General features: G+C 62.8%; 21 protein-coding genes and 1 pseudogene. 12 read left to right on the top strand and 10 right to left on the bottom strand.

The window, feature by feature from the left end; genetic code table 11:
- Positions 1-320: 320 nt before the first annotated feature.
- The 4 genes and pseudogenes from ACPUER_RS06895 to ACPUER_RS06880 form a co-directional block, all read left to right on the top strand.
- Positions 321-1,511 carry a glycosyltransferase family 4 protein gene (locus ACPUER_RS06895; RefSeq protein WP_425130706.1) on the top strand — a complete coding sequence of 397 codons (1,191 nt, stop codon included), beginning with the start codon at positions 321-323 and terminating at the stop codon, positions 1,509-1,511.
- Positions 1,512-1,549: 38 nt separating this feature from the next.
- On the top strand, positions 1,550-2,803 hold the full coding sequence (locus ACPUER_RS06890; protein WP_425130745.1) for an oligosaccharide flippase family protein: 1,254 nt from the start codon (positions 1,550-1,552) through the stop codon (positions 2,801-2,803).
- A 47-nt stretch (positions 2,804-2,850) separates the two neighbouring features.
- On the top strand, positions 2,851-3,099 hold the full coding sequence (locus ACPUER_RS06885; RefSeq protein WP_425130748.1) for a hypothetical protein: 249 nt from the start codon (positions 2,851-2,853) through the stop codon (positions 3,097-3,099).
- A pseudogene (locus ACPUER_RS06880) lies at positions 3,005-3,230 on the top strand (integrase core domain-containing protein); the annotation flags it as partial. The gene ACPUER_RS06885 and the pseudogene ACPUER_RS06880, both read left to right, overlap by 95 nt.
- A gap of 12 nt (positions 3,231-3,242) precedes the next feature.
- Here ACPUER_RS06880 and ACPUER_RS06875 read toward each other — a convergent pair.
- Complete coding sequence (locus ACPUER_RS06875) at positions 3,243-4,424, bottom strand: polysaccharide biosynthesis/export family protein (protein ID WP_425130705.1); 1,182 nt, start codon at positions 4,422-4,424, stop codon at positions 3,243-3,245.
- Between the two features lie 542 nt (positions 4,425-4,966).
- Positions 4,967-5,254 carry a hypothetical protein gene (locus ACPUER_RS06870; RefSeq protein WP_425130704.1) on the bottom strand — a complete coding sequence of 96 codons (288 nt, stop codon included), beginning with the start codon at positions 5,252-5,254 and terminating at the stop codon, positions 4,967-4,969.
- Positions 5,255-5,788: 534 nt separating this feature from the next.
- On the opposite strand from ACPUER_RS06870, the gene ACPUER_RS06865 reads away from it, so the two are divergent.
- The 4 genes from ACPUER_RS06865 to ACPUER_RS06850 all read left to right on the top strand — a co-directional run bounded on the left by ACPUER_RS06865 (position 5,789) and on the right by ACPUER_RS06850 (position 12,513).
- Positions 5,789-8,104 carry a GNVR domain-containing protein gene (locus ACPUER_RS06865; protein ID WP_425130703.1) on the top strand — a complete coding sequence of 772 codons (2,316 nt, stop codon included), beginning with the start codon at positions 5,789-5,791 and terminating at the stop codon, positions 8,102-8,104.
- Between the two features lie 215 nt (positions 8,105-8,319).
- Positions 8,320-9,684, top strand: a complete 1,365-nt coding sequence (locus ACPUER_RS06860; protein ID WP_425130744.1) for a DUF6418 domain-containing protein — start codon at positions 8,320-8,322, stop codon at positions 9,682-9,684.
- 281 nt (positions 9,685-9,965) lie between these two features.
- Positions 9,966-11,111: an acyltransferase family protein gene (locus tag ACPUER_RS06855; RefSeq protein WP_425130702.1), complete on the top strand. Its 1,146-nt coding sequence runs from the start codon at positions 9,966-9,968 to the stop codon at positions 11,109-11,111.
- A 118-nt stretch (positions 11,112-11,229) separates the two neighbouring features.
- Positions 11,230-12,513: a right-handed parallel beta-helix repeat-containing protein gene (locus ACPUER_RS06850; RefSeq protein ID WP_425130701.1), complete on the top strand. Its 1,284-nt coding sequence runs from the start codon at positions 11,230-11,232 to the stop codon at positions 12,511-12,513.
- A gap of 45 nt (positions 12,514-12,558) precedes the next feature.
- Here the strand turns inward: ACPUER_RS06850 and ACPUER_RS06845 are convergent, their stop codons facing one another.
- Both ACPUER_RS06845 and ACPUER_RS06840 read right to left on the bottom strand, forming a co-directional pair.
- Positions 12,559-14,139, bottom strand: a complete 1,581-nt coding sequence (locus tag ACPUER_RS06845; RefSeq protein WP_425130700.1) for a mannose-1-phosphate guanylyltransferase/mannose-6-phosphate isomerase — start codon at positions 14,137-14,139, stop codon at positions 12,559-12,561.
- Entirely contained in the window at positions 14,136-14,798 is a 663-nt protein-coding gene (locus ACPUER_RS06840; RefSeq protein ID WP_175958968.1) for a GNAT family N-acetyltransferase, read from the bottom strand. Before ACPUER_RS06840 ends, ACPUER_RS06845 begins: the two co-directional genes overlap by 4 nt.
- Before the next feature lie 216 nt (positions 14,799-15,014).
- Between ACPUER_RS06840 and ACPUER_RS06835 the strand changes: the two genes are divergently transcribed.
- The 3 genes from ACPUER_RS06835 to ACPUER_RS06825 all read left to right on the top strand — a co-directional run bounded on the left by ACPUER_RS06835 (position 15,015) and on the right by ACPUER_RS06825 (position 18,334).
- The gene (locus ACPUER_RS06835) at positions 15,015-16,238 is read left to right on the top strand and encodes a glycosyltransferase family 4 protein (RefSeq protein WP_425130743.1); all 1,224 of its coding nucleotides are present in this window, start codon (positions 15,015-15,017) and stop codon (positions 16,236-16,238) included.
- Positions 16,239-16,574: 336 nt separating this feature from the next.
- Positions 16,575-16,796 (top strand): hypothetical protein, encoded by a 222-nt coding sequence (locus ACPUER_RS06830; RefSeq protein ID WP_425130699.1) that lies wholly within the window; start codon positions 16,575-16,577, stop codon positions 16,794-16,796.
- Between the two features lie 146 nt (positions 16,797-16,942).
- Positions 16,943-18,334, top strand: coding sequence for a sigma-54 dependent transcriptional regulator (locus tag ACPUER_RS06825; protein WP_034179702.1), 1,392 nt, complete (start codon positions 16,943-16,945; stop codon positions 18,332-18,334).
- 47 nt (positions 18,335-18,381) lie between these two features.
- On the opposite strand, the gene ACPUER_RS06820 is transcribed toward ACPUER_RS06825, so the two are convergent.
- From ACPUER_RS06820 to ACPUER_RS06795, 6 genes are all read right to left on the bottom strand, one after another.
- Positions 18,382-20,832: a glycosyl hydrolase 2 galactose-binding domain-containing protein gene (locus ACPUER_RS06820; RefSeq protein WP_425130698.1), complete on the bottom strand. Its 2,451-nt coding sequence runs from the start codon at positions 20,830-20,832 to the stop codon at positions 18,382-18,384.
- 29 nt (positions 20,833-20,861) lie between these two features.
- On the bottom strand, positions 20,862-21,926 hold the full coding sequence (locus ACPUER_RS06815; RefSeq protein ID WP_425130697.1) for a DUF1839 family protein: 1,065 nt from the start codon (positions 21,924-21,926) through the stop codon (positions 20,862-20,864).
- Positions 21,923-22,897: an amino acid--[acyl-carrier-protein] ligase gene (locus ACPUER_RS06810; RefSeq protein ID WP_425130696.1), complete on the bottom strand. Its 975-nt coding sequence runs from the start codon at positions 22,895-22,897 to the stop codon at positions 21,923-21,925. Before ACPUER_RS06810 ends, ACPUER_RS06815 begins: the two co-directional genes overlap by 4 nt.
- Positions 22,894-24,090 carry an acyl-CoA dehydrogenase family protein gene (locus tag ACPUER_RS06805; protein WP_425130695.1) on the bottom strand — a complete coding sequence of 399 codons (1,197 nt, stop codon included), beginning with the start codon at positions 24,088-24,090 and terminating at the stop codon, positions 22,894-22,896. Before ACPUER_RS06805 ends, ACPUER_RS06810 begins: the two co-directional genes overlap by 4 nt.
- Positions 24,087-24,338 carry an acyl carrier protein gene (locus tag ACPUER_RS06800; protein WP_006490451.1) on the bottom strand — a complete coding sequence of 84 codons (252 nt, stop codon included), beginning with the start codon at positions 24,336-24,338 and terminating at the stop codon, positions 24,087-24,089. Before ACPUER_RS06800 ends, ACPUER_RS06805 begins: the two co-directional genes overlap by 4 nt.
- Before the next feature lie 168 nt (positions 24,339-24,506).
- A complete protein-coding gene (locus ACPUER_RS06795) occupies positions 24,507-25,289 on the bottom strand; it encodes a Crp/Fnr family transcriptional regulator (RefSeq protein WP_175958975.1) in 783 nt (260 codons plus the stop codon).
- A 130-nt stretch (positions 25,290-25,419) separates the two neighbouring features.
- Here ACPUER_RS06795 and ACPUER_RS06790 point away from each other — a divergent pair, with 130 nt between their 5' ends.
- Complete coding sequence (locus tag ACPUER_RS06790) at positions 25,420-25,668, top strand: hypothetical protein (protein ID WP_425130694.1); 249 nt, start codon at positions 25,420-25,422, stop codon at positions 25,666-25,668.
- The last annotated feature ends 252 nt before the right edge of the window (positions 25,669-25,920 follow it).

The following is a 25,920-nucleotide window of genomic DNA, read 5'->3' as shown; positions in this document are numbered from 1 at the left end:
AAGCGCCGAACCGGAACGAACGCGGCGTGGGCCGACGTGTCGGGGACGGCTGAATGACGGGCAGGTTGCCGGAAAGCGGGGCGCAACATGCCCCGGTTTGCCGGGCGGCCGGTCATCGACCGTCCAAAAGTAATCGTGCGAACAGAACCTCGATTCGCGACACGATATCGTGGCGGCATCCAATTCTCGCGTCGCCCGTTTTCGATGGTGTCGGCGCCATGAGGCCGTTCAGGAATGTTGATGCTACGAAATTGCCATGGATGTCGAAGAATGAGCAAACACTATGCGCTGCAGGCAACGCGCCATAACGGTTCGTTGTGATGCGTGTGCTCGTCATCAACGACTTCGTTCGCAAGGGTGGTGCCGAGGAGGTGTACCGGGTATCCGTCGACGTGCTTCGCGCCCGCAACGACGTTGTAGTCGAAACCTTCGATGAGCACACACTGCCCGATTCCGAAGGCGGTCGGCGCGCACGAGCGTGGTCACCTGCCGCTGCACGTGCGCTCGTCACGCTGCTCGATCGGTTTCGTCCGCAACGGATCCTCGTACACAATTACCACAACCTGCTGTCGAGTGCGATTCTGCCCGTGCTCGCCCGCTACAAGCGGCACTCGGGATGTGGTTTATACATGACCGCGCACGATTACCATCTGTTGTTTTACAACCCGAGCCTGCTGGTCTATTCCCGCGGACGCGCGCAACCGTTGTCACTCGACCAACTGCATCGCGGAACGCGTTTCGCTCTCAACGCCAGCCCGCGCGGCTTTCTTCACGACGTCGCGAAAAAGTTGCATTGGCATGCCGTCAATGCGATTTTCGACCCGCTTGGCCTGTTTGACGAGATTCTCTGTCCGAGTCCGTTCATGCGTGACCTCATTGCACGGTGTGGTCGAACGCCCGCCACACTTCTGCCGAACCCGATTGACTCGACGCTGGTTCCCTGTCCGCCCAAACCTGCCCGAGGCGATCGACTCGATCTCGCTTTCGTCGGTCGTGTGGAAGCGGACAAGGGCCTCGCTCAGTTTCTCGCGCTCATGAACGAATCCGCCGGCGATGCGATTGCGTCGCTTACGGTCTACGGCGACGGATCGGAGCGGAGCGACCTGGAGAAACATTACACGACGCTCGTCGAGTCGGGGAGGCTGCGTTTCGCCGGGCGCCTCGATCATGCAACGTTATTCGCCGCGCTTCCAACGCACGATGCCCTCGTGTTGCCGTCGATCTGGGTGGAAAATGCCCCTCTCGTGATCGTCGAGGCGGCGATGCTCGGCCTGCCGGCGCTTGTGCACGACATCGGAAGCCTTTCGACCTTTGGCGACGAGATCGGCAACAAGATTCGCTACCGGAGTACGTCCGAAGGCTTCGCGCGCGCACTTACCGAACTGCGCGCGCACCTCGACAGCGAAAATCGTCACTACGACTGGTCGCGTTACTCGGTCGAATGCTACGCGTCGTCGCTGTATGCCGTACTCGGCATTGGCACGGATGTACCGCGCACGTGGGCACATTGACAGTCGGCACACTGTTCACACTCAGCCCAGAAGGCATGATGACCGCCGTTCGAAAAAACCTGGTCTTGTTGTTTGCACTGCAAATCTCGACGTACGTCGTGCCGCTCGTTACGTTGCCTCTCCTGACGCGCGTGCTCGGCCCCCAACAGTACGGACGGTTGTCGTTCGTGCTTGCGGTTACAACGTATTTCATCAATCTGGCGAATTACAGCTTCGACCTGACTGCAACGCCGCGTGTCGCACTCGCGAACGGCAGGGAGGAGCGATCCCGCATTTTCTGGGCAACGGTTTGCGCCCAATGGGCGATCACTGTCGCCGGCTTTGCCGTACTTGTCGCTCTGACCATGCTCATCCCGCATTTCGCGGCGGAACGCGCGGCCCTGCTGATCGGGTTCGGGATGGCTATCGGTGCCGCGCTTACGCCGGGCTGGTACTTTCAGGGGATCCAGAAGTTGAGCGTCTACAGTGTCACGGTGGTTGTGTACCGTGCATTCAGTGTCGTCGCCTTCTTCATGTGGGTGCGCACGCCGGACGATCTCCTGAACGCGGTTGCCATCAACGCGGCGGTTCCATTGCTTTGCGGGGTGACGTTGCTTGCGTACCTGATCTTTCGTCGTGAGATCGAAAGCGTCCGCATACGGTTTGCCGACATCGCCGCCGCCCTGAAAGGCGGCTCGCAGGTATTCCTCGCATCGACGTCAATCTCGTTCTACGCATCGACCAATACCGTCCTGCTGAGTATCGTCTCGGGCAGTGTCGCCGCCGGCTATTTTGCCGCGGGTGACAAGTTGATCCGGGCCGCAGTCGGTCTGCTGCAACCGCTGAGGGCTGCAACCTATCCGCACGTCACCTATCTGATGCATCACGCGCGTGACGACGCGTTTGCGTTCTTGCGAAAGCTGATCGTGGTGCAGGGCGCGTTGGTGCTGGCAATGTCGGCAACGATCTACGCATGCGCGCCGACGGTCGTTCGGATCCTGTACGGCAGCTCGTTTGCGCCGACGATCGGCGTGCTGCGTTGCCTGGCGCTGGTGCCGTTCATGGCATGTATGACGGATCTGTTCGGTGTTCAAACTATGCTGGTGATTGGCATGAAGCGCGCCTTCAGCATCATCCTGATCTCATCCGGTGTGTTGAACGTGACATTGCTGCCGCCGCTTGCCATGCTGTTCGCAGAGCGCGGCGCGGCTATCGCGGTGTTGATCGCCGAAACGGCCATAGCTGTCGCGCTCGCCTATGTACTCTGTCGTGAACGGGTCGGTCTGATCAAACTGTCGGCGCGTTCGGGTTGATGCGATTCGCGCGCTGTCTGCGCGAGGCCGAGAGCCGGGACGAACCGGTGAAAGACTCTGAAAGCGCCACAACATCTCAAAACGGACGTTCTATCGCTGGGCGCAACAGGTTCGACGGCATGGATGTGGCCGACGCTCGCCGGCTCAAGAATCTCGAGTCGGAGAACGAGCGGCTCGAGCGCCTGATTGCCGAGCAGATGCTGGCTGCGAGACACCGCAATTGGTCCGGTCTTCGTCGCGCCTGGCAGTCCGTGGCAAAACGGGTTTGTCGAGAGCCCTACTGGCAAGCTGCGTGACGAATTGCTGAACCTGGAATGGTTCCGAAGCCGTGCTGAGGCCAAGGTGCTCATCGAACGTCGGCGGCGGTTCCACAGCGAGCGCCGCCCCCAATGGCGCACATCGTTATCGACCTCCCGCCGTGGTCCGTCCCATATGCCGATTACTTGGTGACGAGCGCGCCGGTCAACCCCGCGCTGATCGCCGGCAGCAGCAGGTTCAGCACGCGGCTCGCGCGGACCAGCCCGGTGTTGTCGACATAGACGACGTCCTTCGACGCGAGCGGGAACTGATTCGCGAGCAGCATCGAAACAGGCGACTCCAAATCGAGGTGATAGATGACGGGTTCGCTGTCGGCGGCCTTGCGCAGCACGAACACCTGTTTGGCATTCGACGTCTGCTGGTTGAGCTGGCCGGCTTCCGAAAGCGCTTCACTCAGCGTGAGCGAGCCGTCGCGTAGCGGTGGCACGGCCTGCGGCTTGTTTACTTCGCCCATTACGTAGACGGGATTTTCGTCGCGAGCGCCTACGTGCAGCAGGTCGCCCGACTGCAGCATGATAGCGGCGGGGCTCTTGCCCGTTTTCATCATCTGCGCGACATTCACCTGATAGATCGTTCCATTGCGCGTGATGGTCACGCGGCTCTGATCCGCGGTCGGTGCAAAGCCACCGGCGCGATTGACCGCTTCGACCAGTGTCATCGGAATGTCGTTGACCGCCTGCGAACCGGGCGCGCGCACTTCGCCGTCTATATATACCTGCCCGGCGCGGAAAGATGCCACGCGAACGGTCACTTGCGGTTTGACAAACACCTTTTTGAGTTCGGCATCGAGTTCCCGCTGGACTTGTGCCGCAGTCTTCCCGGCGGCGTGGATCGGTCGAGTCACGTATGGAAACTGCACGTTACCGTCGCTATCGATAACGAAGCCAGGCGCCGCGTCGGACGACTTCGTGTTCTGCGTGGGCTGGCCGACAGCGGCAGCGAACTCCGGGTGATCCCATACCGTGATTTGCAATACGTCGCCCGGACCAAGCTTGTAGCCATTCGGTTTGCCGAGCAGATTGCTCGGGATCGGCAACGCGGTTCGGCCTATCTGCTCCGCGCGAATCTGGTTGATCAGAGTCAGATCGATCTGCTTGAGCGGAACCTTCATGTCACTGGTCACGTCGCCGTTGTCGGCGGTCGTGACCGGTAATGCAGCGGGTTCTGCCATGTGCTGGCCGGGCGCAAATGCGCACGCGGAAAGCAGAGTGGAAATCGCCAGGGAGACCGCAGCGCATACTCGACGCACTGCATGTTTGTTCTTGCTCGGCACCAACGTGTCGAATAGCTGGTGGTTGTTCATGTCGTCATTCAGCATAGTTAAACAGGAAATATTTACGCGAAGTACCTTGACGTTCGCCATTGACCGGACCACCGCGGAGCGACATCACAAACGTTCGTTCGTGTTCGTGACATGATTGATTCCCTCCCGACGATCTTGCCGATTGCTCTCGTGCAACATCGGAATGCACTCCAGAATCAACGAAGACAACGATGCCGCGTGGAATGCCCGCCTGCGATCCATGTCTGGCTGTCATCGGTTCGGCTTGCCGTTTCGATCACCCGACCATCAAACGTCTTGACGTCATCGCATGCTGCCTGGAATTCCGGCCGACCCATGATCCGGGGGGAGGCGGAAAACCGGACAACCGTCGTCTGAAGCAGCCCGATCGCATGCGAGACGTGTGCAAGGCCGAGACTCGTTCCTGCATGGCTCACGTTGTATGACCCAGGGAAGGGGCGTGCGCGTTAATGGACGGTTTCATAAAGACCGGAAGGGACTGTTAGCCTTGTCGGCGAGCTGTTAACGTTGATGTTCCGAGCGATGCGAGTCGAGGGGACGGGTCAAACAGTCATCGACGACGAATTGTGGACACGGATCGAACCGTTACTGCCGATGCGGTGTCCTTTGGACTGCGGCATGAACATACCGATCCATATCCAATGCAGGATCGGTGGCCGATCTGTCACAAGGCTGTCCTGTTCTATCTGCCGGCCTGCAGCCCGAAGCTCAACAAGATCGAGATAGCGTCGAGGCGATTCCAATATCGATGGCGAGGTTTCATCACCTGAACCATGGAAACCACCGATGTGGGTCCCGCCGACGCGCCGACCTGCCGACCAGGCCGGCATCGAATTTAAAACCAATTTCTTGTGAATATTTGCCGTGCCTTTGCGTACCGGAGCGTTTCATCTTTATATCCTCGCATCAATGATCCCGTGCCGTCTTGCTTGAAAAGAATTGTCAAAACGGCGGCGCAACACTGGATGAGCGATATGACATGGCGCGTCCACGTCATGTGTCTGAATTCGTCATCACGCCGCCGTATTGCCATAATCCACTCGCTAGCGAAACGGCACTCTTAACATAGCACGAGACGGGTTGGCAACCCAGTGATTCGATCCACCAGTGGCTCTTAATGTAAGCCATCGCACGTAGCACGCCGTGCGTTTATCGCATAGTGGTTCCGGTAACCAGAATCATTTGTTCGCAGGCTCACAGGGCAAGGGTTCGGTGGTGCGTTTTTGGGCGTGCCGCGGTTGTATACAGAGCAGGTGCCAGGGTGATGTGTCCCGGCACGAATAGTGCGGCATGCGTGACCAAAGTGACCAAACGCACGCACTGCGACAAGAAGCCTGTCAGGGCGGAAATTTTGGAGCTTGTGCATGGCATTGGATAGGCCTTCATCGAATGGGTATCGCGACGGAGCAGGAAGTGCTTCTCGCGATACATTTAGGCTTACGCTGGCCGAATTTCTGGAAAATGTGTTTGATCATCGATACGTCTTTCTTGCTGTTTTCCTGGGGTGTCTGCTGTTGGCGTTTATATATGCCATCGCAGCAACGCCGATGTATTCCGTTGACACGTTGATACGGGTTCAGGAAAACAAGCATAGTGCGCTGGGTTCGCTTTCGGAGATTTCAAATGCACTGGACATCGAAAACTCGGCGGTAGTCGGCGAAATCGATATCGCTCGCTCGCGCACGGTTGTCACCCAGGCGATCGAGGCGACCGTCGCGCAGGCTGATATTTCGGTCAGCAACCGGATTCCGCTTGTCGGCGCCTTGCTTGCTTCGATTTTGTCAAAAGACGCGGATGGTCTCGTCGTCCCGTTGTTCGATACGCCGTTCTGGGCATGGGGCGGTGAAAGAATCGAATTCAGGAAATTCGACGTTCCGGATGCTCAGATCGGCAAGAAGCTGGAGTTTGATTATCTCGAAGGCAACCGGTTCGTGTTGAAGGACAGTAACGGCCAGGAAGTGTTGACGGGGGTAATCGGCAAACCAAGCGCGGGTAACGGCTATCTGGTGGATGTATCGAGGATCGTGGCGCGCGTCGGTACGGAGTTTCGCGTGCGGCGTGTCCCCACGCCCGTGCGGCTTGACGCGATCCTGGAGAAATTGAGCGGGGCGGAAACGAAACGCCAGTCGGGCATCATGCAGTTGAGTCTCGAGGACCCCGATCCCGTGTTTGCCGCACGACTACTCAACGCCATCGCTGCGGCCTATCTGGACGCCAATGCAAGACGACGCTCCGAGGACGCCGAGCACAGTCTGGCGTTTCTCGAGACGCAATTACCGGCGGTGAAGGCGCGGCTGGAGCAGGCGGAGCAGGCGCTGAACGCGTTTCGTAACGCGCAAGGATCGATCGATTCGCAAGGCGATGTGAAACTGCTGATCGATCAGCTGGCGCTTGTCGAAAAGTCGCGGCTCGAAGCCAAGCTCGAATATCAGGACTTGTCGTCCAAGTATGTTGCCGGACAACCTCAGATCGCCGCCGTAGCCAACAAGCTGAAGACGCTCGATCAGCAGTCGGCCGAATTGAAAAGCAAAGTTGCGCACTTGCCGTCGCAGCAGCAGACCTATTTGCGCTTGGCGCGCGAAGTCGAGGTCAACAATCAGCTATATGTCGGTTTGCTGAACAACACGCAGCAGTTGCAGATTGCGAAAGCGGGCACGGTTGGCAATGCGTCCATCATCGACAAGGCTGACGTCAGCAACAAGCCGATTCGGCCGAAGCGTATGCTCGTGATCGTGCTCGGTGCGGCGATCGGATTGATACTGGGCGTTGCTGCGGCACAAGGCCGGGCATTGTTTTTTCAGTACGTTCGTGATCCGAAGCATCTGGAAGCGATGGCCGGCGTTCCGCTGCTTTGCGTTGTTCCGGCCTCGCCGCATCAGATCGAGGCTGACATGAGCAACAGGTCAGCGTTCGTCGCCGTGAGGGAGCACCCTGATACGCCGCTGGCCGAAGCGCTGGAAAATCTGACCTTGTTGTTGCGTTACAGGATGACCGCGGAGCGCGGCAAATCAAGGACCGTTCTGATCACGTCTCCCGAGCCGGGGCAGGGCAAGTCGATGGTCTCCGCCAATCTTGCTCACCTGTTCTCGGAAAGTGGCTTCAAGACCTTGCTTGTGCGTGCCGATGTGAGCGAATCGAGCATTGAGCGATGCTTGTCGGTGAAATACGAGAAGGGTTTGTCGGATGTGTTGAACGGCTCACTCGATCTCAAGAGGGCGATTTGTCGCATCCGTGAAAATTTTGACGTACTGCCTGCCGGAAAACATGTCAAGCCGGCGCGGAATCTGTACGGAACCGAAAGACTGGAGGCGCTGATCACCTCACTGCGAGGCGAATACGACATGATCGTCGTGGATGCGCCATTGGCACGTCCGGTAGCAAGCGTCGCTATGTTGTCGAGGTTCGCTGACGTCACGTTGATGGTGGCCCGGCAAGGTTCGGTCAGCTACGCCGGCGTGGTGGAAGCGATCGAGAACTTGAACAAGGTTGGAGTGGATGTGGATGGCCTTGTTTTCAATGGATTTGAGCCTTCACCGTTTCGTTACGGCTATTACTCGAACGCGAGTCGACATGCGAAAGAAACCCGGAGGCAGGCAGATCCGGACGATGTTGTATCCGATACGTTTTTGTTTAGGGCATGGGAGCGAGTAAGAAAGGAGCTGCTCAGAAACGTCGTGTGATATTGATTGGCGCGGAGCGTTACGGATGAGAAATTTGGCTGTAGTGGAAAGCAAACGTCAAGTCGATAGCGCGACGAATCTTATCGCGCGCGGTCAGCTCGCAGGTGCATGGTGCAGGTGCATGACGGATGGAACGAATTTCGGGTTGCGGCATGATCGATAGGACGACGCGAGTGATCGGGTCCAACGGAGGTTCCATATCCGCAACCGGCGTGATGGTATCGACGCTATTCACACTTGCGTTGCTGTTCAATGCGGTGATGCCGGCGCTCGGAATGAAGGAATCGAGCGCCTTGTGCACATTGCTATTGGCGACCTTGGGACTCGTCGGTCTGGTCAAATCTCGTCCCGTGTTTGCAGTGTCGATGCTCTACGTGCTGGCGATCGGAATGACCGCATTCCTTGCAGGTGTGGGGTTGGAGGCCGGCGGGTATCTTACGGAAGTCGACGTATCCGGTGAAGCGACCGGCGCGTTTAGCCGGCTCCTTTCGTTCTATCTGATCTTTGTCGTCTGTGCGCTCGTTGCCTTTGGGAGGTTTTTGGACGAACGCCCGGCGCATGAGTCGATCAGGGCGCGGATAACGTTGCAACCGATAAGCATCGTGACGGGGTTCGGGCTCGCAGCAACGATTATCGCTATTGGTGTGATCGCGGGTCTGACGTCAGGATTCTCGTTATTTTCCGGCATCAATAGGTACGCGCTGCGTAATGATGCCTCGAACGGGATGATGTTCAACCTGTTCCTGAACAACCAGGCCTTCATGGGTTTTTTGCTGGGCACCATCGCCACCAGTTCCGATAAACGCATCCGGGGAGCAGCGATCTTAACGATGGCTGTCGACCTGGCGCTTAATGTGATGCATGGCGAACAGTTCATGGCGGTGCTACACATCGGACTGTGCTCGCTGGCTCCGTTTATTGCGATTCATGCGATAAACGGCAAGCCAGTTGTTCGTTATCTGGGTATCGGTGCGGGATTGGCGCTATTGCTTGGTGCCGTTTCCATTGTCTACTCCTACAGGGGGCAGGGGCTTGAAGTAGCCGATATGCTCTCTTCGCGCTTCCTGCTACAGGCTCAACCGTGGTACGTGGTGGACAGCGATGCACATCTGTTCACGGCGCCGGCGCTGGGTGGCGAGGGCGCATTTTGGCGTTTCGTGAACTCTCTCGGTTCCTGGACAATGCCAACCTTTTTCGACGGTACCGAACCGAGTGGCTTGCGCGACTTGATGAAGTCGTATACCGAGCCCAACGTGCTCAGGGCCTACATGTTCGACGACGTAACCTTCACGATGGGAAACATGGCAGTGCCCGTGTATTGGTTTGGTTATGCCGGGGGGGCGCTCTTTGTTGCGATGACCGGCGTGGTGTACGGTGCGCTGGGTGCGCTGCAGATTCTGGTTGCGATGCGTGGCGGGGTCGTGATGCTATGGCTGATGGCGAAGGTCTTTTCATATGCAACCTTCGCCGTTCAGCAAGGTGAGTATTGGATGATGTTCGGTTCGCGGACAGATTTCTATGCATTGCTCGCGCTCGCTTGGTGGTATTGGGTCGATGCGAAAAACTCAAACCTGAATTGAAGCCGGCGAGGCAATATTGAATTATCTCGTCGAGCTTGCGTTTTCGTCGTTGGCAGGTGTGGGCTATGAAATAAATTATCGAAACACGCACGATCATCGCGAGCGATCACTTGTTTGAGAACACGAGAAGCGCTCCTCTGTTCCGTAAATTTGCGCTTGCGGGGTGATGTGGTTTGATTGGTTTTATTGAAATCGCGATGTGATTGTGAGAAGAGTGATTGTCATGGTTGCATTTTTGATCGAATATTTTTGATTGGCCTTGGGTTTCAAACATTTCAGTCATGTCGAAGGCAAAGAGTTCGGAGCGGTTTCACCATATCGATGCCATGCGCGCCGTTGCGGTGATACTCGTCATATGGACGCACTATGCTGAACGGTTCGTTCCCCTTGCAGGCTCCCAGTATGTGCTTGACACACTGCAACGCTCCGTGAATTTCGGGAGAATCGGTGTGGTAATTTTCTTCGCAATTAGCGGAATGCTGATTCCTACCAGTCTGCACGGTGAGATTGGTGCGGGGACAAAGCGGTTCCTCATTCGGAGATTCCTTCGACTATATCCTGCATATTGGTTGGCTCTTCCTGCTGGATATTTTGTTCATTGGTACTTGTTCGATAAAGAAATGGACATTCATGGCTTTCTGGCAAATGTGACCATGATTCCGGTTGCATTTGGTGAAAGCCTGATCTTGCCGCATGGCTGGACGCTGGAGACGGAGCTGTACTTCTACGGATTGTGTCTGATTTTGTTCTGGTGCGGTGCACTTCATCGGATGCTACATTTGTGTCTTGTCACTATCGGGTTATGCGGACTGTTTGTGCTAACTCTCGAATTGAAACTCTTTCCGGCCGATCTTCTTAGCCAGTACAAGACCATGCCGTATCATCTTGGAATCATGTTTTGGGGCGCCTGCTTTCGCCAGGCGTACGAGACTCCTTCTCAATTGCTACGTATTGGATGGGCAAGAAGCGGTGCGCTGTCCAATATATCTATAACTTACAGATCTGCGCTAGCCTATGTGACGATACCGGTTGTCGGTGTTGCGCTTGTTGGGGCCATCAGTGATTGGCGACATCACAACATGTTTCACCTGCCGATTTCGCTCGCTTACATGATTGGTATTGCGACATTCGCGATACTGGCAACCTTGCTGAAGCTTCGTATCCGCATGCTTTCATGGCTTGGCAAGATCAGTTACTCGGTCTACCTGTTGCACAGTCTTCCGCTTTTCGTGGCATTCTGGTTGTGTCAGCGCTTTCATATCGTTGGATGGCCTCTCGGTCTTTACATGATCGTACCTGTCGTGCCTTTGATTCCATTGTCATGGGCCGGCTATCGATTGTGTGAAGCTCCATTTGTGAAGCTTGCGCATACGCTCACTTCGCGTCGAGGAAGTGGTGTGTTGGCGTCTGGTGATGCGAATGGTTGATCCGTTTGCCGGAGTTCCCGGGATTTCGTGGAGAGGGGCAATGTCGCTTCCCGAGCATGCGGCGGTTCGAGCGCGTGTATTGCGCGTGCGCCGGGTTGTTCCAGGGAAATGATTCGATATGCTGAGATCACGGTATCCGTCTCGCGTATGCACCGTGATCGCCGGCATGATCATGGCTGGCGGGTTATCGTGGCCGGGGTTCGCCGTGGCTGTTGCCGGGGCACCCGAACCGGGTGCGCTTCATGCGTACGTACCGGATGCGTTCGTTCATCCTGCCTCGGACGCAGCCGATCAGGCTGATGAGCTGCAACGCGCGCTGGACGCGCTGCAGTCGGGCCAGCGGCTGGTGTTCGCGCCAGGGCGGTATGTCGTCGGCCGTTCGCTGTTCGTGCGGCAGCCGCATGTCGTGCTGTCGGGTTTCGGCGCGACGCTGATTGCGACCGTCCCCGGCGACCAGACGATCGAGATGCGGGGCGACGGTACGACGCTCGTTGGATTTCAGATCATGGGGACCGGCACGACGCGTCTCGCGACGCCGGAGTCGACCAAGGTCGAGGTGACGGGGCACGACGTGCAAGTGCTCGACAACGTCATCGACGGCGGCGCCAGCGCGGGCATATTCGTGTTTGGTGGAGCGGATGTCGCGATTGTCGGCAACAAGGTGCTGTCGACCCTCGCGGACGGCATTCACATGACGCGCGGCGCGCGCAATGTGCTGGTCAAGGGCAATGTCGTGCGCGGTACCGGCGACGATATGATTGCCGTGGTGAGCTACCGGGACGACGACGTGCTGAGCCGCAACGTGCTGATCACCGGCAACTCGCTGGACGGCAACACGTGGGGGCGCGGGATCACGGTGGTCGGCGGCGCGGACGTGACGATCTCGAACAACGTCGTGCGCGACGTGCAGGTGAGCGCGGGCATTCTCGTCGCGCAGGAGGACAGCTTCCGGACCTACGGCGCGTCCGGCGTGCTGGTCGAGAACAACGAGATCTCGGATATCCAGACCGCCACCGCGCGCACCGATCCGCGCCCGCTGACGCAGCAGGCCGCGATCGACGTCAGTACATGGTCGGGCTCGGTGACGCGCGTGGTCGTGGTCGGCAACCGCGTTTCGCGCGCGCGGTTCGCCGGCATTCGCGTATGGGGAAACGTGTCGCAATACCGGATCGCGGATAACCGGTTGTCCGCGGTCGGCGGGATGCCGGTGCAGGTGGGCGGTGGCGGAGGAGGCTGCGCCACCGCCCACCCGAATGCAGGAGGATCGAAGGTGGGGCAGTGCGGGGCGGCGGTCGTACAGCCGCTCGCGACAGGCGTGGCGGTGGGCGCGGACACGTCGCAGTTGCCGCGCGTGCGCAAATCGCTGAGGCAGGCACGCTGGTCGCAGCGCGGCATCGATTGACGACACCATATGCGCGCCGGCGTGCACGGCCTGCACTTACCGCGCTTACCGCACGACGTCTCCTTCGACGGCCCGCTCATGCGGTTCCCGCGAAGCGGGCGGCACCGCACGTGTTTCCGGCAGCGCGTCGACGACCGCGCGTCCGTACTGGTCGTCGAAGCGCACGATATCGTCTTCGCCGAGATAGTTGCCCGATTGCACCTCGATGATCTCGAGCGGAATCCGGCCGGGATTCTCGAGGCGATGCACCTCGCCGACGGCGATGTACGTCGATTCGTTCTCGCTGAGCAGGAACGTCTCGGTGCCGCGCGTCACCTTCGCGGTGCCGCGCACGACGATCCAGTGTTCGGCGCGGTGATAGTGCATCTGCAGCGACAGCCGCTTGCCCGGTTCGACGACGATCCGCTTCACCTGGAACCGTTCGCCGAGATCGATCGAATCGTAGTGCCCCCACGGACGCTGAACCTTGCGGTGCTCGCTCGCCTGCGGACGCCGGTCGCTCTTCAGGCGCGCGACGATGTTCTTCACGCGCTGCACGTCGTGCTTGTTTGCGACCAGCACCGCATCGGGCGTTTCGATCACGACGACGTCCTTCATCCCGACGCATGCGATGAGCCGCCCCTCCGAGCGCACGAAGCTGTCCTGCGTGTCCTCGAACACGATCGGCCCGCGCGCGACGTTGCCCTGATCGTCCTTCGGCATGATTTCCCAGATCGCATCCCATGTGCCGACGTCCGACCAGCCGGCCGCGAGCGGCACCACGATCCCTTCGATGCCGAGCTCGCTGCTTTCGGCGAGGCGCTCCATGACCGCGTAGTCGATCGAGTCGGACGGGCAGGCGTCGAACGCCGCCGCGTCGATCCGGAAGAACGGATCCTCGGCGACGCCCGCGCGCCACGCCGCTTCGCAGGCTGCATGGATCGCGGGCGCCAGTGTGCGGATCGCCTTTAGCCAGACCGACGCGCGCGTGACGAAAATCCCGCTGTTCCACCAGTAGTCGCCCGACTGCAGGTAGCGTTCGGCGAGCGTCGCGTCGGGTTTCTCGACGAAGCGCCCGATGGAATAGCCGCCTTGTCCGCCGTGGCGGCCGGTGCGCGGCTCGCCGACCTGGATATAGCCGTAGCCCGTTTCCGCGCGGCGAGGCAGTACGCCGAGCGTGACGATCGCGCCTTCCTGCGCGTAACGCGCCGCGCGAGCGATGGTGTCCTGGAATGCGCCGACATCGGCGATCACGTGATCGGCCGGCATCACCGCGAGCACGGGATCGTCCGCGAGCGCGCTCGCGTCGAGCGCGGCGAGCGTGAGCGCCGGTGCCGTGTTGCGAGCGGCCGGCTCGAGCAGGATGCGCGCCGGCGCCGCACGGTCGACCACTTGCGCGGCACTCATGATGCGATGCTGTTCGCCGCACACCAGCAGCAGCGTGTCGCCGAGCGACGCGTTCGTGATGCCGTTCAGGCGGCGCGCCGTCGCCGACAGCGGCGATTCGTTCGAGGTCAGCTCGATCAGTTGCTTCGGATACTGCTCGCGCGACAGCGGCCAGAGGCGCGTGCCCGAGCCGCCGGCAAGGATGACCGGCAGGATGCGCGGAAGGCCGGGTTCGGGAACCGGGCGGAGGGTGCGGGTCATCGATTGGCTCCGGTATCGGCGGGCAGCCGGTTGTGCGCGCGGCCGTCGGCGAGCACGTCTTTGTTTCGGGGCCGGGGCGTCGAAACGGCCCGGGACAGCAGTTGACGCAGCGCACCGGCGGCGCGATCGGCCGGCCGGATCATGCCGACGAACGGCGCGCCCTGTTCGAGATACGGGCCGTACGCCTTGCGGAATCCGAAGCGTTTGTAGAACGCCTGGCGCGGCGTGGGAACGTGCGTGCGGAGCGCGGCGTCCGGCCACGCGGCCAGCGCGGCGGTCAGCGCGCGTTCGATCAGGCGTTCGAGCGTATCGCCGTCGCGACACGCCTCGCTTGTCAGTACCTTGTCGATCACGACATCCGGATCGATGTCGTCGCCGGGCAGGATGCGCGCGTAGGCCGCGACTTCCGCCGTGTCGCCGTTGCGCACGCTTGCATACACGTGCAGCGCGCCGGCGTCCTTGCCGTCGATGTCGAGATGCGTGTGTGCGTCCTCGACCACCAGCACGGCGTTGCGCGCGCGCAGGATTGCATAGAGATCGACGGCGCTCAAATGTTCGAATTCACAACAATGCCATTCCATGATGCGGTCCTCGCGTGAAGCCTTCAGCACGCTGTACCGCACGGACGCGTTCGTTCCGTGCAGTGCGGCAATGGTCATGATGCGGATGCCGCGTGCGCCGGTCTGTTCGAAAGCGCACTCACGCCGTGGTTTCGCGCGGCCGGCGTGCTGCACGGCAATGCGCACGCCGACAGCGGCGCAATGTGCGGTAGCACACATCGGCCGTGCCGGGGCTTTCCGATAATTGGCACGTCACGGCGGCCGCACTGCGCGGTCTGCCGACATCGAACGTGAATGAAGAACCGGGAGCAGTACTTGAAGATCGCGATCGTTCACGACTGGCTGGTCGTGCCTGGCGGCGCCGAACGCGTGCTGGCGCACATGATCGACTGCTTTCCGCAGGCCGATATCTACAGCCTCGTCGATTTCCTCGAGGATCGGGACTGCCTGCGCGGCCGCGCGGTGCGCACGTCCTTCATCCAGAAGCTGCCGTTCGCGCGCAAGCGCTACCGCAGTTATCTGCCGTTGTTTCCGCTCGCGATCGAACAGTTCGACCTGTCGGAATACGACATCGTGCTGTCGAGCTCGTACGCGGTCGCGAAGGGCGTGCTGAGCGGCCCGGACCAGTTCCACGCCAGCTACGTGCATTCCCCGGTGCGCTACGCGTGGGATCTGCAGCACCAGTACCTGAACGAGGCGGGGCTCGCGCGCGGGCCGAAATCGGCGATCGCGCGGGCGCTGCTGCATTACATCCGCAACTGGGATGCGCGCTCGGCGAACGGCGTCGATCGCGTGGCCGCGAATTCGCACTTCATCGCGCGCCGCATCCGCAAGACCTACCGGCGCGAGGCGACGGTGATCTATCCGCCGGTCGACGTCGACCATCTGTCGCTGCGCACGGACAAGGACGCGTTCTACCTGACCGCGTCGCGGCTCGTGCCGTACAAGCGGATCGACCTGATCGTCGACGCGTTTTCGCGTACGCCGGAGCGCCGTCTCGTCGTGATCGGCGACGGGCCTGAAATGGCGAAGATCCGCGCGCTTGCCGGGCCGAACGTCACGCTGCTCGGCTATCAGCCGTTCGATGTGCTGCACGACCACCTGCAGCGCGCACGCGCGTTCGTGTTCGCGGCGGAAGAGGATTTCGGCATTTCGCCGGTCGAGGCGCAGGCGTGCGGCACGCCCGTGATCGCTTACGGGAAGGGCGGCGTGCGCGAGTCGGTGCGCGCGTGGCCGTGCGCCGGTGCGACGGGCCTGTTCTACCGCGCGCAGACGGTCGACGCGCTGGTCGACGCGCTAGCCCGCTTCGAAGCACTGCCGCGCGGTTCGTTCGATCCGCACGCGTGCCGCGCAAATGCCGAATGCTTCGGCTCGGCGCGTTTCCGGGGCGAGCTCACGCGCTTCGTGATGGATGGCTATGCTGCATTGCAGGAGGAGATGGCCGGCACCGCCGGTTTCACGCCGGGCGACGGCGTTTCGGCCCGTGGCAACCTGCACGATCGGCAGGCCCGGCAACGCGAGGCGGCACTGCGGACCTGACCGGCGGCGCTGGCGTTTGGTTACGGCGCTGTAACGGACGACCCGGGCGCGTGCGTTCGCCGTGCGGTGCCGACGGGGCATGCGCGCGGCGATTATCGACTCGCCGAGCGGGACGTCCGGATTTATTCCGGGATTTCGGAGAAAATCGCGGGCAATGGACGTAGCGATCTTGCCGAAAAGTGGGATTTGCCACTGATTGACGGGAATAGTCATAGATAATCAAATTTCAGTGGTTAAAGGTGTGTTGTGCGGGCCGACCGGTGGCGTAATGGGCTGAATCATGTTTATCTTTTGGTAACACGGCCATCTCGAAACGGGGTGTAGATTCACGAACGGATGAAATACGGCGGTCATTCCGGGAGCGGGTTGGCGGCCATCCGGTTCGGCATCGGGCGCGACTGGCGACTGGCGACTGTCGTGTACGACGCAACGCACCTGCGGACGGATTTCCCGTTTGCCGACGTGCGCCGCCTGACGGCGCGTCGCATCAAAGCCGGAACGTCGTGGCTCCCGCGGCCGCGCGTTCCCTTCGAGTTCGATGACAACGAGGCCGGATGACATCCGGCTCGACCTCCGGGGGCTCTCGCCGTGTGCAGTTTCGATCTTCGCCAAAGCTGCAGAAACGCAGCGCGGACAGGCAGCCATGTGCCGCCGGCCGCAGCGCACGCGAACGGTTCGCGGAGTGGAGAAAATGATGGTTCGTTATGAATATGCCAATAACGCGCGATAAGAGCGCCGGCGGGGGAAGCGGTAACGGGCAGCGTCCGCTGATTTACTGGACGCAGTCGCCGTCCGTCATGCTGCGAAAGGAACTGGCCCGACGCGACTGGAAGGTGTCGATCGTCGAGCATGCGAACGAGCTGCGCAATACGCCCGGCGAAATCACCTGCGGCATTCTCGACCTGAGCGGCGGCCATGCCGATGCGATCGGCAGCATCGCGTCGACCTGTGCATCGATGCGCGACGTCGTGTGGGTCGCGCTCGTCGACGTCGGCCAGACCGCTTCCCCGAACGTGCGCGCGCTGTTGCGCGACTATTGCTTCGACTACGTCACGTTGCCCGCGTCGCACCAGCGGATCGCCGATACGGTCGGCCATGCATACGGCATGGAATGCCTGTTCGCGCGCGACCGCGAACAGCTCGAATCGGACGAGAAAGGCATCGTCGGCACCTGCAGCGCGATGCTGCGGCTGTTCGACACGGTGCGGCGCTTCGCGCGCACCGACGCACCGGTGTTCGTGTTCGGCGAAACGGGTACCGGCAAGGAGCTGACGGCCGTCGCGATCCATCGTCATTCGGAGCGGCGCAACGGCCCGTTCGTCGCGGTCAACTGCGGCGCGATTCCGCCGCATCTGCTGCAATCGGAGCTGTTCGGTTATGAGCGCGGCGCGTTTACCGGCGCGAACGCGCGCAAGATCGGCTATGTCGAGGCCGCGAACGGCGGCACGCTGCTGCTCGACGAGATCGGCGACCTGCCGCACGAGAGCCAGGCGAGCCTGCTGCGTTTTCTGCAGGAGCGCTCGATCCATCGCCTCGGCGGCAGCGATCCGGTGCCGGTCGATGTCAGGATCGTATCGGCGACGCACGTCGACCTGCGCGGCGCGATGGAGGAAGGGCGGTTTCGCGCGGACCTGTTCCACCGCCTGTGCGTGATGCGCATCGACCAGCCGCCGCTGCGCGCGCGCGGCAAGGACATCGAACTGCTCGCGCACCACATGCTCGAACGCTTCCGCGGCGATGCGCGTCATCGCGTGCGCGGCTTCTCGACGGACGCGATCACCGCACTCTACAAGCACGACTGGCCCGGCAATGTCCGCGAACTGATCAACCGCGTGCGCCGCGCGGTCGTGATGACGGAAGGGCGCCTGATCACCGCGCGGGATCTCGAGCTCGAATACTGTCTCGATGCGGCGTCGCCGTCCGTGGCCGACATCCGCAAGTCGATCGAGCGCGAGGCGATCGAAACCGCGTTGCTGCGCACGCGCGGGCGCGTCGCGGCTTCGGCGCGCGAGCTTGGCGTGTCGCGCGCGACGCTGTATCGCTGGATGGAAGCGTACGGGATCGAGCGGCCGCGCGGCACGGGCTCGTCCGACTGACGTTCGAATTGCGACGCTCGCGGCGCATGGCGCATGCGAGCGTCGCGTCAACCGGCCTGCGTGGCGCGTACCGTTCGCGCGGCGTTTACCGCGCGGATTTCCACGGCAGGCGGCCCGCCGTCCGCGTCCCGAATCTTCCCGGCGGTTTCCAGCGGAACGAGCGCGACGCGCGCCGGCGTGCCGGGCGCGAGATGAAACCAGTCGTCGCGCGGCATGAAACCCGGCGCGTCGATCTGCACGTGCCGCGCGACGTGCCGCGTGTCGATGTCGACGTGCCACGTATCGCCGGTGCGCGACACGCACGCTTCGATCCCGAGTTCGCGGCGCGCCAGCGCGGCCGGATGCGTGCGGGACGGGAAATGGAACGCCTGCGACAGCAGCGTGCCGTCGTCGGTGCGCAGCGTCGCGACGACGGTGTCGTGTTCGCAGGGCCCGAAACGGTACGCATAGGTCCAGTCGAAGAACCGGCCGAGCAACTCGGCCGAGCCGATCCGCACCGTGTCGTGCGCGGCGATCCGCACCGGGCAGCCGGCTCGCGCGACCGGCGTGCGGCCGTCGCGCAGCGCGACCAGTTCGACGGCCGCCGACAGCGGCGCCGGGCGCTCGTTGACCACATGCACGTCGAGCCCGTTCAAGCCTTCGTCGACGAGCAGCACCTGCACGGGCTGCAACACCTGGCGCAGCGCATACCACGCCGATTTCGGCCGGTGCGTGGCGTCGATCACACCCCATCCGGCACCCGGCATCACGTCCTGGAACTGCCACACGAGCGCGCCGGCGCAGCGCGAACCGGTGCGCCGCCATTCGGAGAACGTCTCGCGCATCACGTCCGCGATCGCGGCCCTCGACAGTTCGAAGTAGCGTGCCGGATCCTCGCGGCGCAGCCGGTCGGGCGCGACGTCGTACAGCGTCTGCAGATAGTGGTCGCGAATGTCCTCGAAATCCCACGACGTGCCGGGGTCGCGCGGCACGGCCGCTTTCCAGCGCGGCTCGTGCACGCCGGGCCAGCCGAGGCTGGCGCGCGTCGCATCGCACGGCACGTTCGCGAACGCGAGGCATTCGCTCGCGAAGCGCACGTCCGCGCGGCGCGCATCGTCGAGCGGGCGCAGGTACGCGCCGACGCCGTAGTAGTGCGATACGCGCTCGCGCGGCGCGAACGGCAGCACGCCGCCGTCGGGCGAATCGGGCACATACGGGACGTCGGGCCGGCGCGCGGCCGCATGGCCGGCCAGCCGCTCGGCGGTCAGCTCGAGGAAGCGCTGCTTCGGCCCGAGCCCCGACATCGCCGCCTGTTGCGCGATCTCGCTGCCGCCGCACAGCACCGCGAGCGACGGCGACGCGCCGTGGCGCGCGAGGAATTGATCGGCTTCACGGTCGACGTTGTCCGCGAACGCGGGATCGTCGAGCGCATGGTCGAAGTTCGCGAACATGAAGTCCTGCCAGACCAGCAGCCCGAGCCGGTCGCACCACGCGTGAAATGCGTCGGCCTCGTAGGTCATCGTGCCGCCGACGCGGATCATGTTGAAGCCGGCGTCGCGTGCGAGCCCGAGCAGGCGGCCGTAGGTGGCGTCGTCCGCGTGCAGTGCAAGCGGTGCGGCGCTGCTCCAGCATGCGCCGCGCGCGAACACGGGCACGCCGTTGATGCGCAGCCCGAAACCCTTGCCGTCGGCGCCGGCATCGATCTCGATCGTGCGGAAGCCGGTCGAGCCGAGCGGCCGCCGTTCGTCGCCGATATGCAGCGCGATCTCGTAGAGTGCCGGCTCGCCATGCGTATGCGGCCACCAGCGGCGCACGTTGGGCACCGCGACGCTCGCGCGCAGCCGGTCGGCGCCGGCGCGTTCGAGCGTCGCTTGGTGTTCACCGCACGACAGTCTTGCCGCGAGCGCGTCGGGCAACGGCGCGGCAAATGTCAGTTCGGCATCGAGCCAACCCGTGTCGCCTTCGACGCGCGCACGCAGGTCGCAGTCGACCGGAACGAAGCCGTCGGCCGGATCGAGTACGTCGACGGGGCGCCACGGGCCGGTCGGCACGTATGGCGGAAACCAGCCGGGCATGTGTCCGAACAGCGACGTGCGGACCGTGCGCAGCGCCGCCGGCTCGGCGAGCCGCGTGCGCCAGCGCGCACGGCGCGGCGCGCGCGCGTTGCGCAGGTGCGGCGCGAGCGCGCCGAAGCAGAGCGTCAGCCGGTGCGTGCCGTCGAGCGATACGGGAACGTCGTGCGCGACGAACATGCTGTCGGAGCGGAGGATCGGCGTGTCGTCGAGCCACGCCTGCGTGAGCGTCGCGAGGCCGTGAAAGCGCAGCACGCGCGGCCCGCGCCCGCGCAGTTCGATCCGGTACCAGTGATCGCGTTCGTCGAGCGACGCCGCTTCGTCGAGCCGGCCGGCCAGCGCGAGCGCCTGCGCGACCGTGCCGGGCACCGGCGCCGCGATCCAGCCGTCGCCGTCGGCCGGAAGATCGCGCGGTTCCCGCGCGGCGCCCGCGGCCGTCGCCAGCATCGACCACGCGGGCAGGGCACGCGCGCGCGTCACCGCATGGCCGGCACGGGCGCCGCGTCGCTGCGCGCGGGCGTCGCGGGCGCCACGTGCCGCTGCGGCGAGCCGATCTGCCGCGCGCAGGCGACGAGATCGACGTAGGCGGCCGCGATCGCTTCGAGCGTCGAATCGCCGCGTTCTTCCTTGCCGCGTGCGCAGGCGCGCGCGAGCCGGAACTCCAGCACCATCGCTTCGGACGCGATGCGGTCGCATGCGGCGCGGATCTCGGCGAACGGCCCGACGCAGCCGCTGGCCTGCAGCCAGCGCGCGTAATGGCCGAACAGTTCGAAATTCGCGCCGAGCTGCCGCACCGAATTGAACGAGTACGCATGGAAGTGTTCGAGCGGCGCATCGGCGAGCGTCTTCGCATCGGTCTGCAACTGCCGCCGGAATGCCGCGATCGGATCGACGACCGGCAGGCGCCGCAGGTGGCGCTGCAGCGCGGCGAGCGACGCTTCGCAGAGCGCGCGCTCGTCGAGCGGCGCAAAGCGCAGCTTCGCGATTTCGACGTACGGCGGCAGTGTCATCGGCGAACTGCTGCCGACGAGCCCGTTGTAGTCGAAATCCTCGGCCACGTAATAGCCGCTGTTGTGGAAATAGCCGATCTGGCGCTTCGCGCGGTCGATCGCGTCGATGCCGATCGTCGTCTTCGTGTGCTGCGTGCGATAGCTGCTGCCGCGCGTGTCGGGCAGGAACCACGCGTCGACCTCGACGATCATCAGGTGCCCGCGCGCGACCTGCGTTTCGATGTGCCGGTCGAGCGGCTCGTAGATCGAGTGCTCCTGCACGACGATGCCGTAGAGCCGCTCCAGTTCGTCGTGCGGAAACTTGAAGAACGTGAACTGGTCGCCCTCGAAATCGAGCGCGATCGTAAACGGCAGCGCCGCGTACGGGTTGAAGCCCCACCACCGGAGCACCTCGAGCCACATGTCGACGTAGCAGTTGGTCTGCTTCCAGACCATCTCCTGACTGTGCAGCGGGTGCGGCCGGTAGTGGCGCGCGCGGTGGCGCACGTCGTCGAACGACGCGTCTTCGCCGTCGCGGGAAACGAACCTCATCGCGTGCCCCACAGCACGTCGCGGACCTCGCGCGGCCACGCGTCGATGTCGAAGCCGTGGTGGCGGAACAGCGCGAGCGTGAGCCGTTCGAGGCCGAAGCCGACGCAGCCCGTATGCGCGACGTCGCCCGTCGCGGTGCGGATGTCCCACAGCAGCCCGAAATGGTCCATGTGGTAGTTGAAGCTCAGGCACGCGGTCTGGCGGTCGTCGTGCTCGATCGGGATCAGCAGCTCGAACTTCAGGTTCTGCTCGCGCTGGCTGTTCGCGACGATCTTGCCGCCGCGCCCGAAGAACGGGTCGTTCGCGAGATCGATCGCGTTCGGCAGGCGCAGCGCGTCGATCATCCGCGTGCCGCGCTCGATCCACGTCTCGCGGAACGCGACGATCTGCTCGGGCGTGCCGATCCGCACGTATTCGCGCATCCGGAATAACTGCATGCGGGTCGGATCGAGCGACGGCTCGTGGCGGAAGCAGTACGAGAACACGTCGACGATCCGGCCGTCGCCGGGCAGCGCGCCCGCGCGTGCGACGACCGGATAGACCGGGTAGCACGCGGCCGGCGTCATCACGACGTAGGTCGGCTTCTGGTTTTCCGTCCAGTCGTCGCCGCGATCGAGGCACTGCAACAGGCGCTGGTGCTGCTGCTCGTCGCCGCAGAACGCATGCACGCTGCCCGCGAGCTGCGGGAAGCTCTTCATGTATTCGCTGCGCTCGAATTCGGTGCGGCTCATCGCCGGCGGGAAGCGCAGCACTTCGGCCTGTTGATCCGCGCCGAGGCGCGTGACGAGCGCGTCGAGGGCTTCGACGACGCACTCGAACCGTTCGCTGCGGCCGAACAGGCCCTGGATGCCGGTCGAGACCAGCAGGCCCGCGTCGATCAGCGCATCGCGCAGCGGGTTGACGCCCGCGCGGTCGAGCGGCGCGTCGGCGGGAGAGGCGGCGGCGGAGGGCACGGCGAGGCGATCGTTCACGAATGTTTCTCCAGCGTCGCAGGACGCAGCGCGAGCAGCAGGCTCGAGGTGTTGGCGGCAATGCGGTCGTTGCTGATCATCAGTGGCGCCGCCTGCAGGTCGCGAATGTGGCGGCCGATGCTGAACGGCGTGCCTTGCTTGTAGCCGGCCATCCCGCAGATCATCATCGCCTGTTGCGCGACTTCCAGCGCGGTCGACGACACGTAGGTCTTCAGCGTGTTGATCTCGGCGGCCCAGGCCATGCCGGCGGACCACGAGCGGGCCGGCGTATTCGCATGAAGCCGCAGCACGTTGTCGACGCGGGCCTGCATCGCCTGCATCAGCTCGAGCGATTCGGCGATGCGCCGCGACGCGGGCGACGGCGCGCCGTCGGTCTGGCGTGCCTGCGCGCGGAAGAACTGGTGCGCGCGATGGAACGCGTCGCCGGCCACGCCGATCCAGACCGCGGCCCACAGGATGTGCGAGACCGGCACCATCGTTTCCTCGGCGATCTTCGCGAACGGCACCGGCAGGCATTGAACGGCGGCACCCTGTGCGTCGAGCGCGAAGCCGTTGCTGCAGGTGCCGCGCATCCCGAGCGTGTCCCATTCGCCGCGGCGCGTGAGCGTATAGCCGTCGCGCAGCAGCGTGACGAGCACCTGTTCGGAAGCCGGCGCTTCCGCGTCGCGTCGCGCGGTCGCGAGGATGCCGTCCGCATAGTCGCCATACGAGATCGTCGGCGCGGATTTGCGCAGCCGGAATTCGCTGCCGTCGGTTTCGAGCGCGCACTGGCTCGCGCGCAGGTTGCCGCCGACGCCGTCTTCCGATGTGGCCGACGCGAGCAGCCACTGGCGGCGCACGAGTTGCTGCAGGAACAGCTTGTGCCAGCCCTGGTCGACGGCGTGGTCGACGATGCAGGCGACCTGGATCTGATGCATCGCGAACACCATCGCCGACGATGCGCAGGCCTGGCCGAGGATCGAGCAGGCCGACGCGATGTCTTGCAGCGACGCGCCAGCGCCGCCGAGATGGGTCGGCACCATCGCGCCCAGCAGCCGGCGCGCGCGCATCGCCTCGATCGCCTCGACGGGGCAGCGCGCGTCCCGGTCGACCGCATCCGCGTGCTGCGCGGCGATCTGCGCGACGGCGTGCGCGGCCTCGTCGAGCCGATGCGATTCGCTGTCGGCCGCGAGTTCGGGAAGCAGCGCGCTCATGCGGAATGCTCGGTGCGTTGCAGCGTGGCGATCGTGTCCGCGAGCGCGTCGATGCTGCGGAACAGGTTGCGGTTCAGCATCTCGTCGGGAATCTCGATGTTGAACTGCTTCTCGATCGCGAGCATCAACTGGATCGTGTCGAGCGAGGAGAGGCCCGCTTCGTAGAGGTCGTCCCCGTCGCCGATCGAATCGATCGCGGCTTCGAGGTGGGCGACGTGCTTGAGGATGGTTCTGATTTCGTTTTTCACGTGCGGCTCCGGCGTGCGTGGTGTCGTCCGCTCGGGCAGACGCGCGCATTGCGCTGACATCCCCCCGGCAGTCCGGCATCAGTAGACCATTCGCACGCTCGGCGTTCTGTTCGCCACCCTACAAACCGCTAACCCCGCATGCAGGCGCCGCACGAATCGGCGCGGCAATCAGGCGCGCGATGCGGCCGGCACGCCGGAATCGGCCGACAGGATGCGTTTCATCTCGTCGCGCACGATCGCGCGGCAGCCGCACGACATCTTCTCGAGGCCGTCGAGGTCGGCCAGCTCGATCGAGCTCCGGTATTGCCGGATCAGGCCAAGCTTCTGGATTTCGCCGGCGGCATCGGTGACCGTTTCCCGCCGCACGCCGAGCATCTGCGCCAGCATGCTGTGCGTCACCTGGATCTCGATGCTGCGCGTACGGTCGTACGCCAGCAGGAACCATCTGCATAACTGATGTTTGAGCACATGATGACGGCTGCAGAACGTGATCTGCGATACCTGCGCCATCAAGAGCCGCACGCAGACGAACACGAGATGGCGGATCACCGGCGATGCGTCGAACGCGGCCGCGAACACGCGACGGTCGAGCCGGTAGACGAAGCCGTCGCGGCAGGCGACGGCACGGCACGGCATCCGGCCGCTGCCGCCGATCACGTCGTCGCAGACCACGCTTTCGCTGCCGATTTCCGCGACTTCCAGCGTCATGCCGCCGGACGACACGTACTGCAGCGAGATCGCCGTCGTGACGGGCAGGTAGACGGCTGCGAGCATTTCGCCGGGTTCGCACAGCACCTGCCCCGATTCCAGGTGAACGAGTTGAAGGTGGGGGACCAGCGTGGCGAGCTCGTCGCGGTCGACGGCCGCGAGAAACCGGTTCGCATCGAAGCTGTGGGAAAGCTCGATCATGCCGTTCGCGTGCGCGACGACGTCGGGGGCCTGGTGAGTCACGGCGCATCCTCGTAGGGTGGCGGTCGCGCGCTGTCGCGGCGATACTCCCGAAAAGGGAATTTCGCACGCTCGTGCGGACTTGTGTTCAGCGAAATTCGAATGACGATGCTGCGCGAAGGCTAACACGCAATTGAATTCAACCAATTTCACATTGCGTCATTTCACAAAGTTTGACGGTTTTGATTGGGTGAAAACGTTATCCGGATTTGATGGTTCATTTGTCATGAAATTAATCATCCGCGATTGGAATGGCAGGCTGGTCGACCATTCAATGTCGATCGCGAAGCAATCGGCCGACGCCATGCATCGTCCGGGAAATTGCCGCGCGAGCATTGAACATTATTTGACAAATAAACTGGGGTTGCGTGACTTTCTATAAGAATCAATGGCTTGCATGCGATATGTGCGATATCAGACATAGCCTGGAATTAGTGTGCCGATTCAAATTTGAGACAGTTTCAAACGACCGTGTGAAGCGTGGCGGCGCTGGCGCGTGCTGTCCGGCACATCACGGAAACAATTGAAAATCGGCTGTAAGTATATGACCGGTAAGCCTCGCGGCACCGCTGCGACGGCTCCGATCCGGTGCGCAAATTGATCAGTCGAATGCGGAACGGTGTCCGTCGCGCGG

The sequence above is a fragment of the Burkholderia sp. DN3021 genome (assembly GCF_049805555.1).
Lineage (GTDB): Bacteria > Pseudomonadota > Gammaproteobacteria > Burkholderiales > Burkholderiaceae > Burkholderia > Burkholderia pyrrocinia_C.
This window is presented reverse-complemented; position numbering and strand designations above follow the sequence as displayed.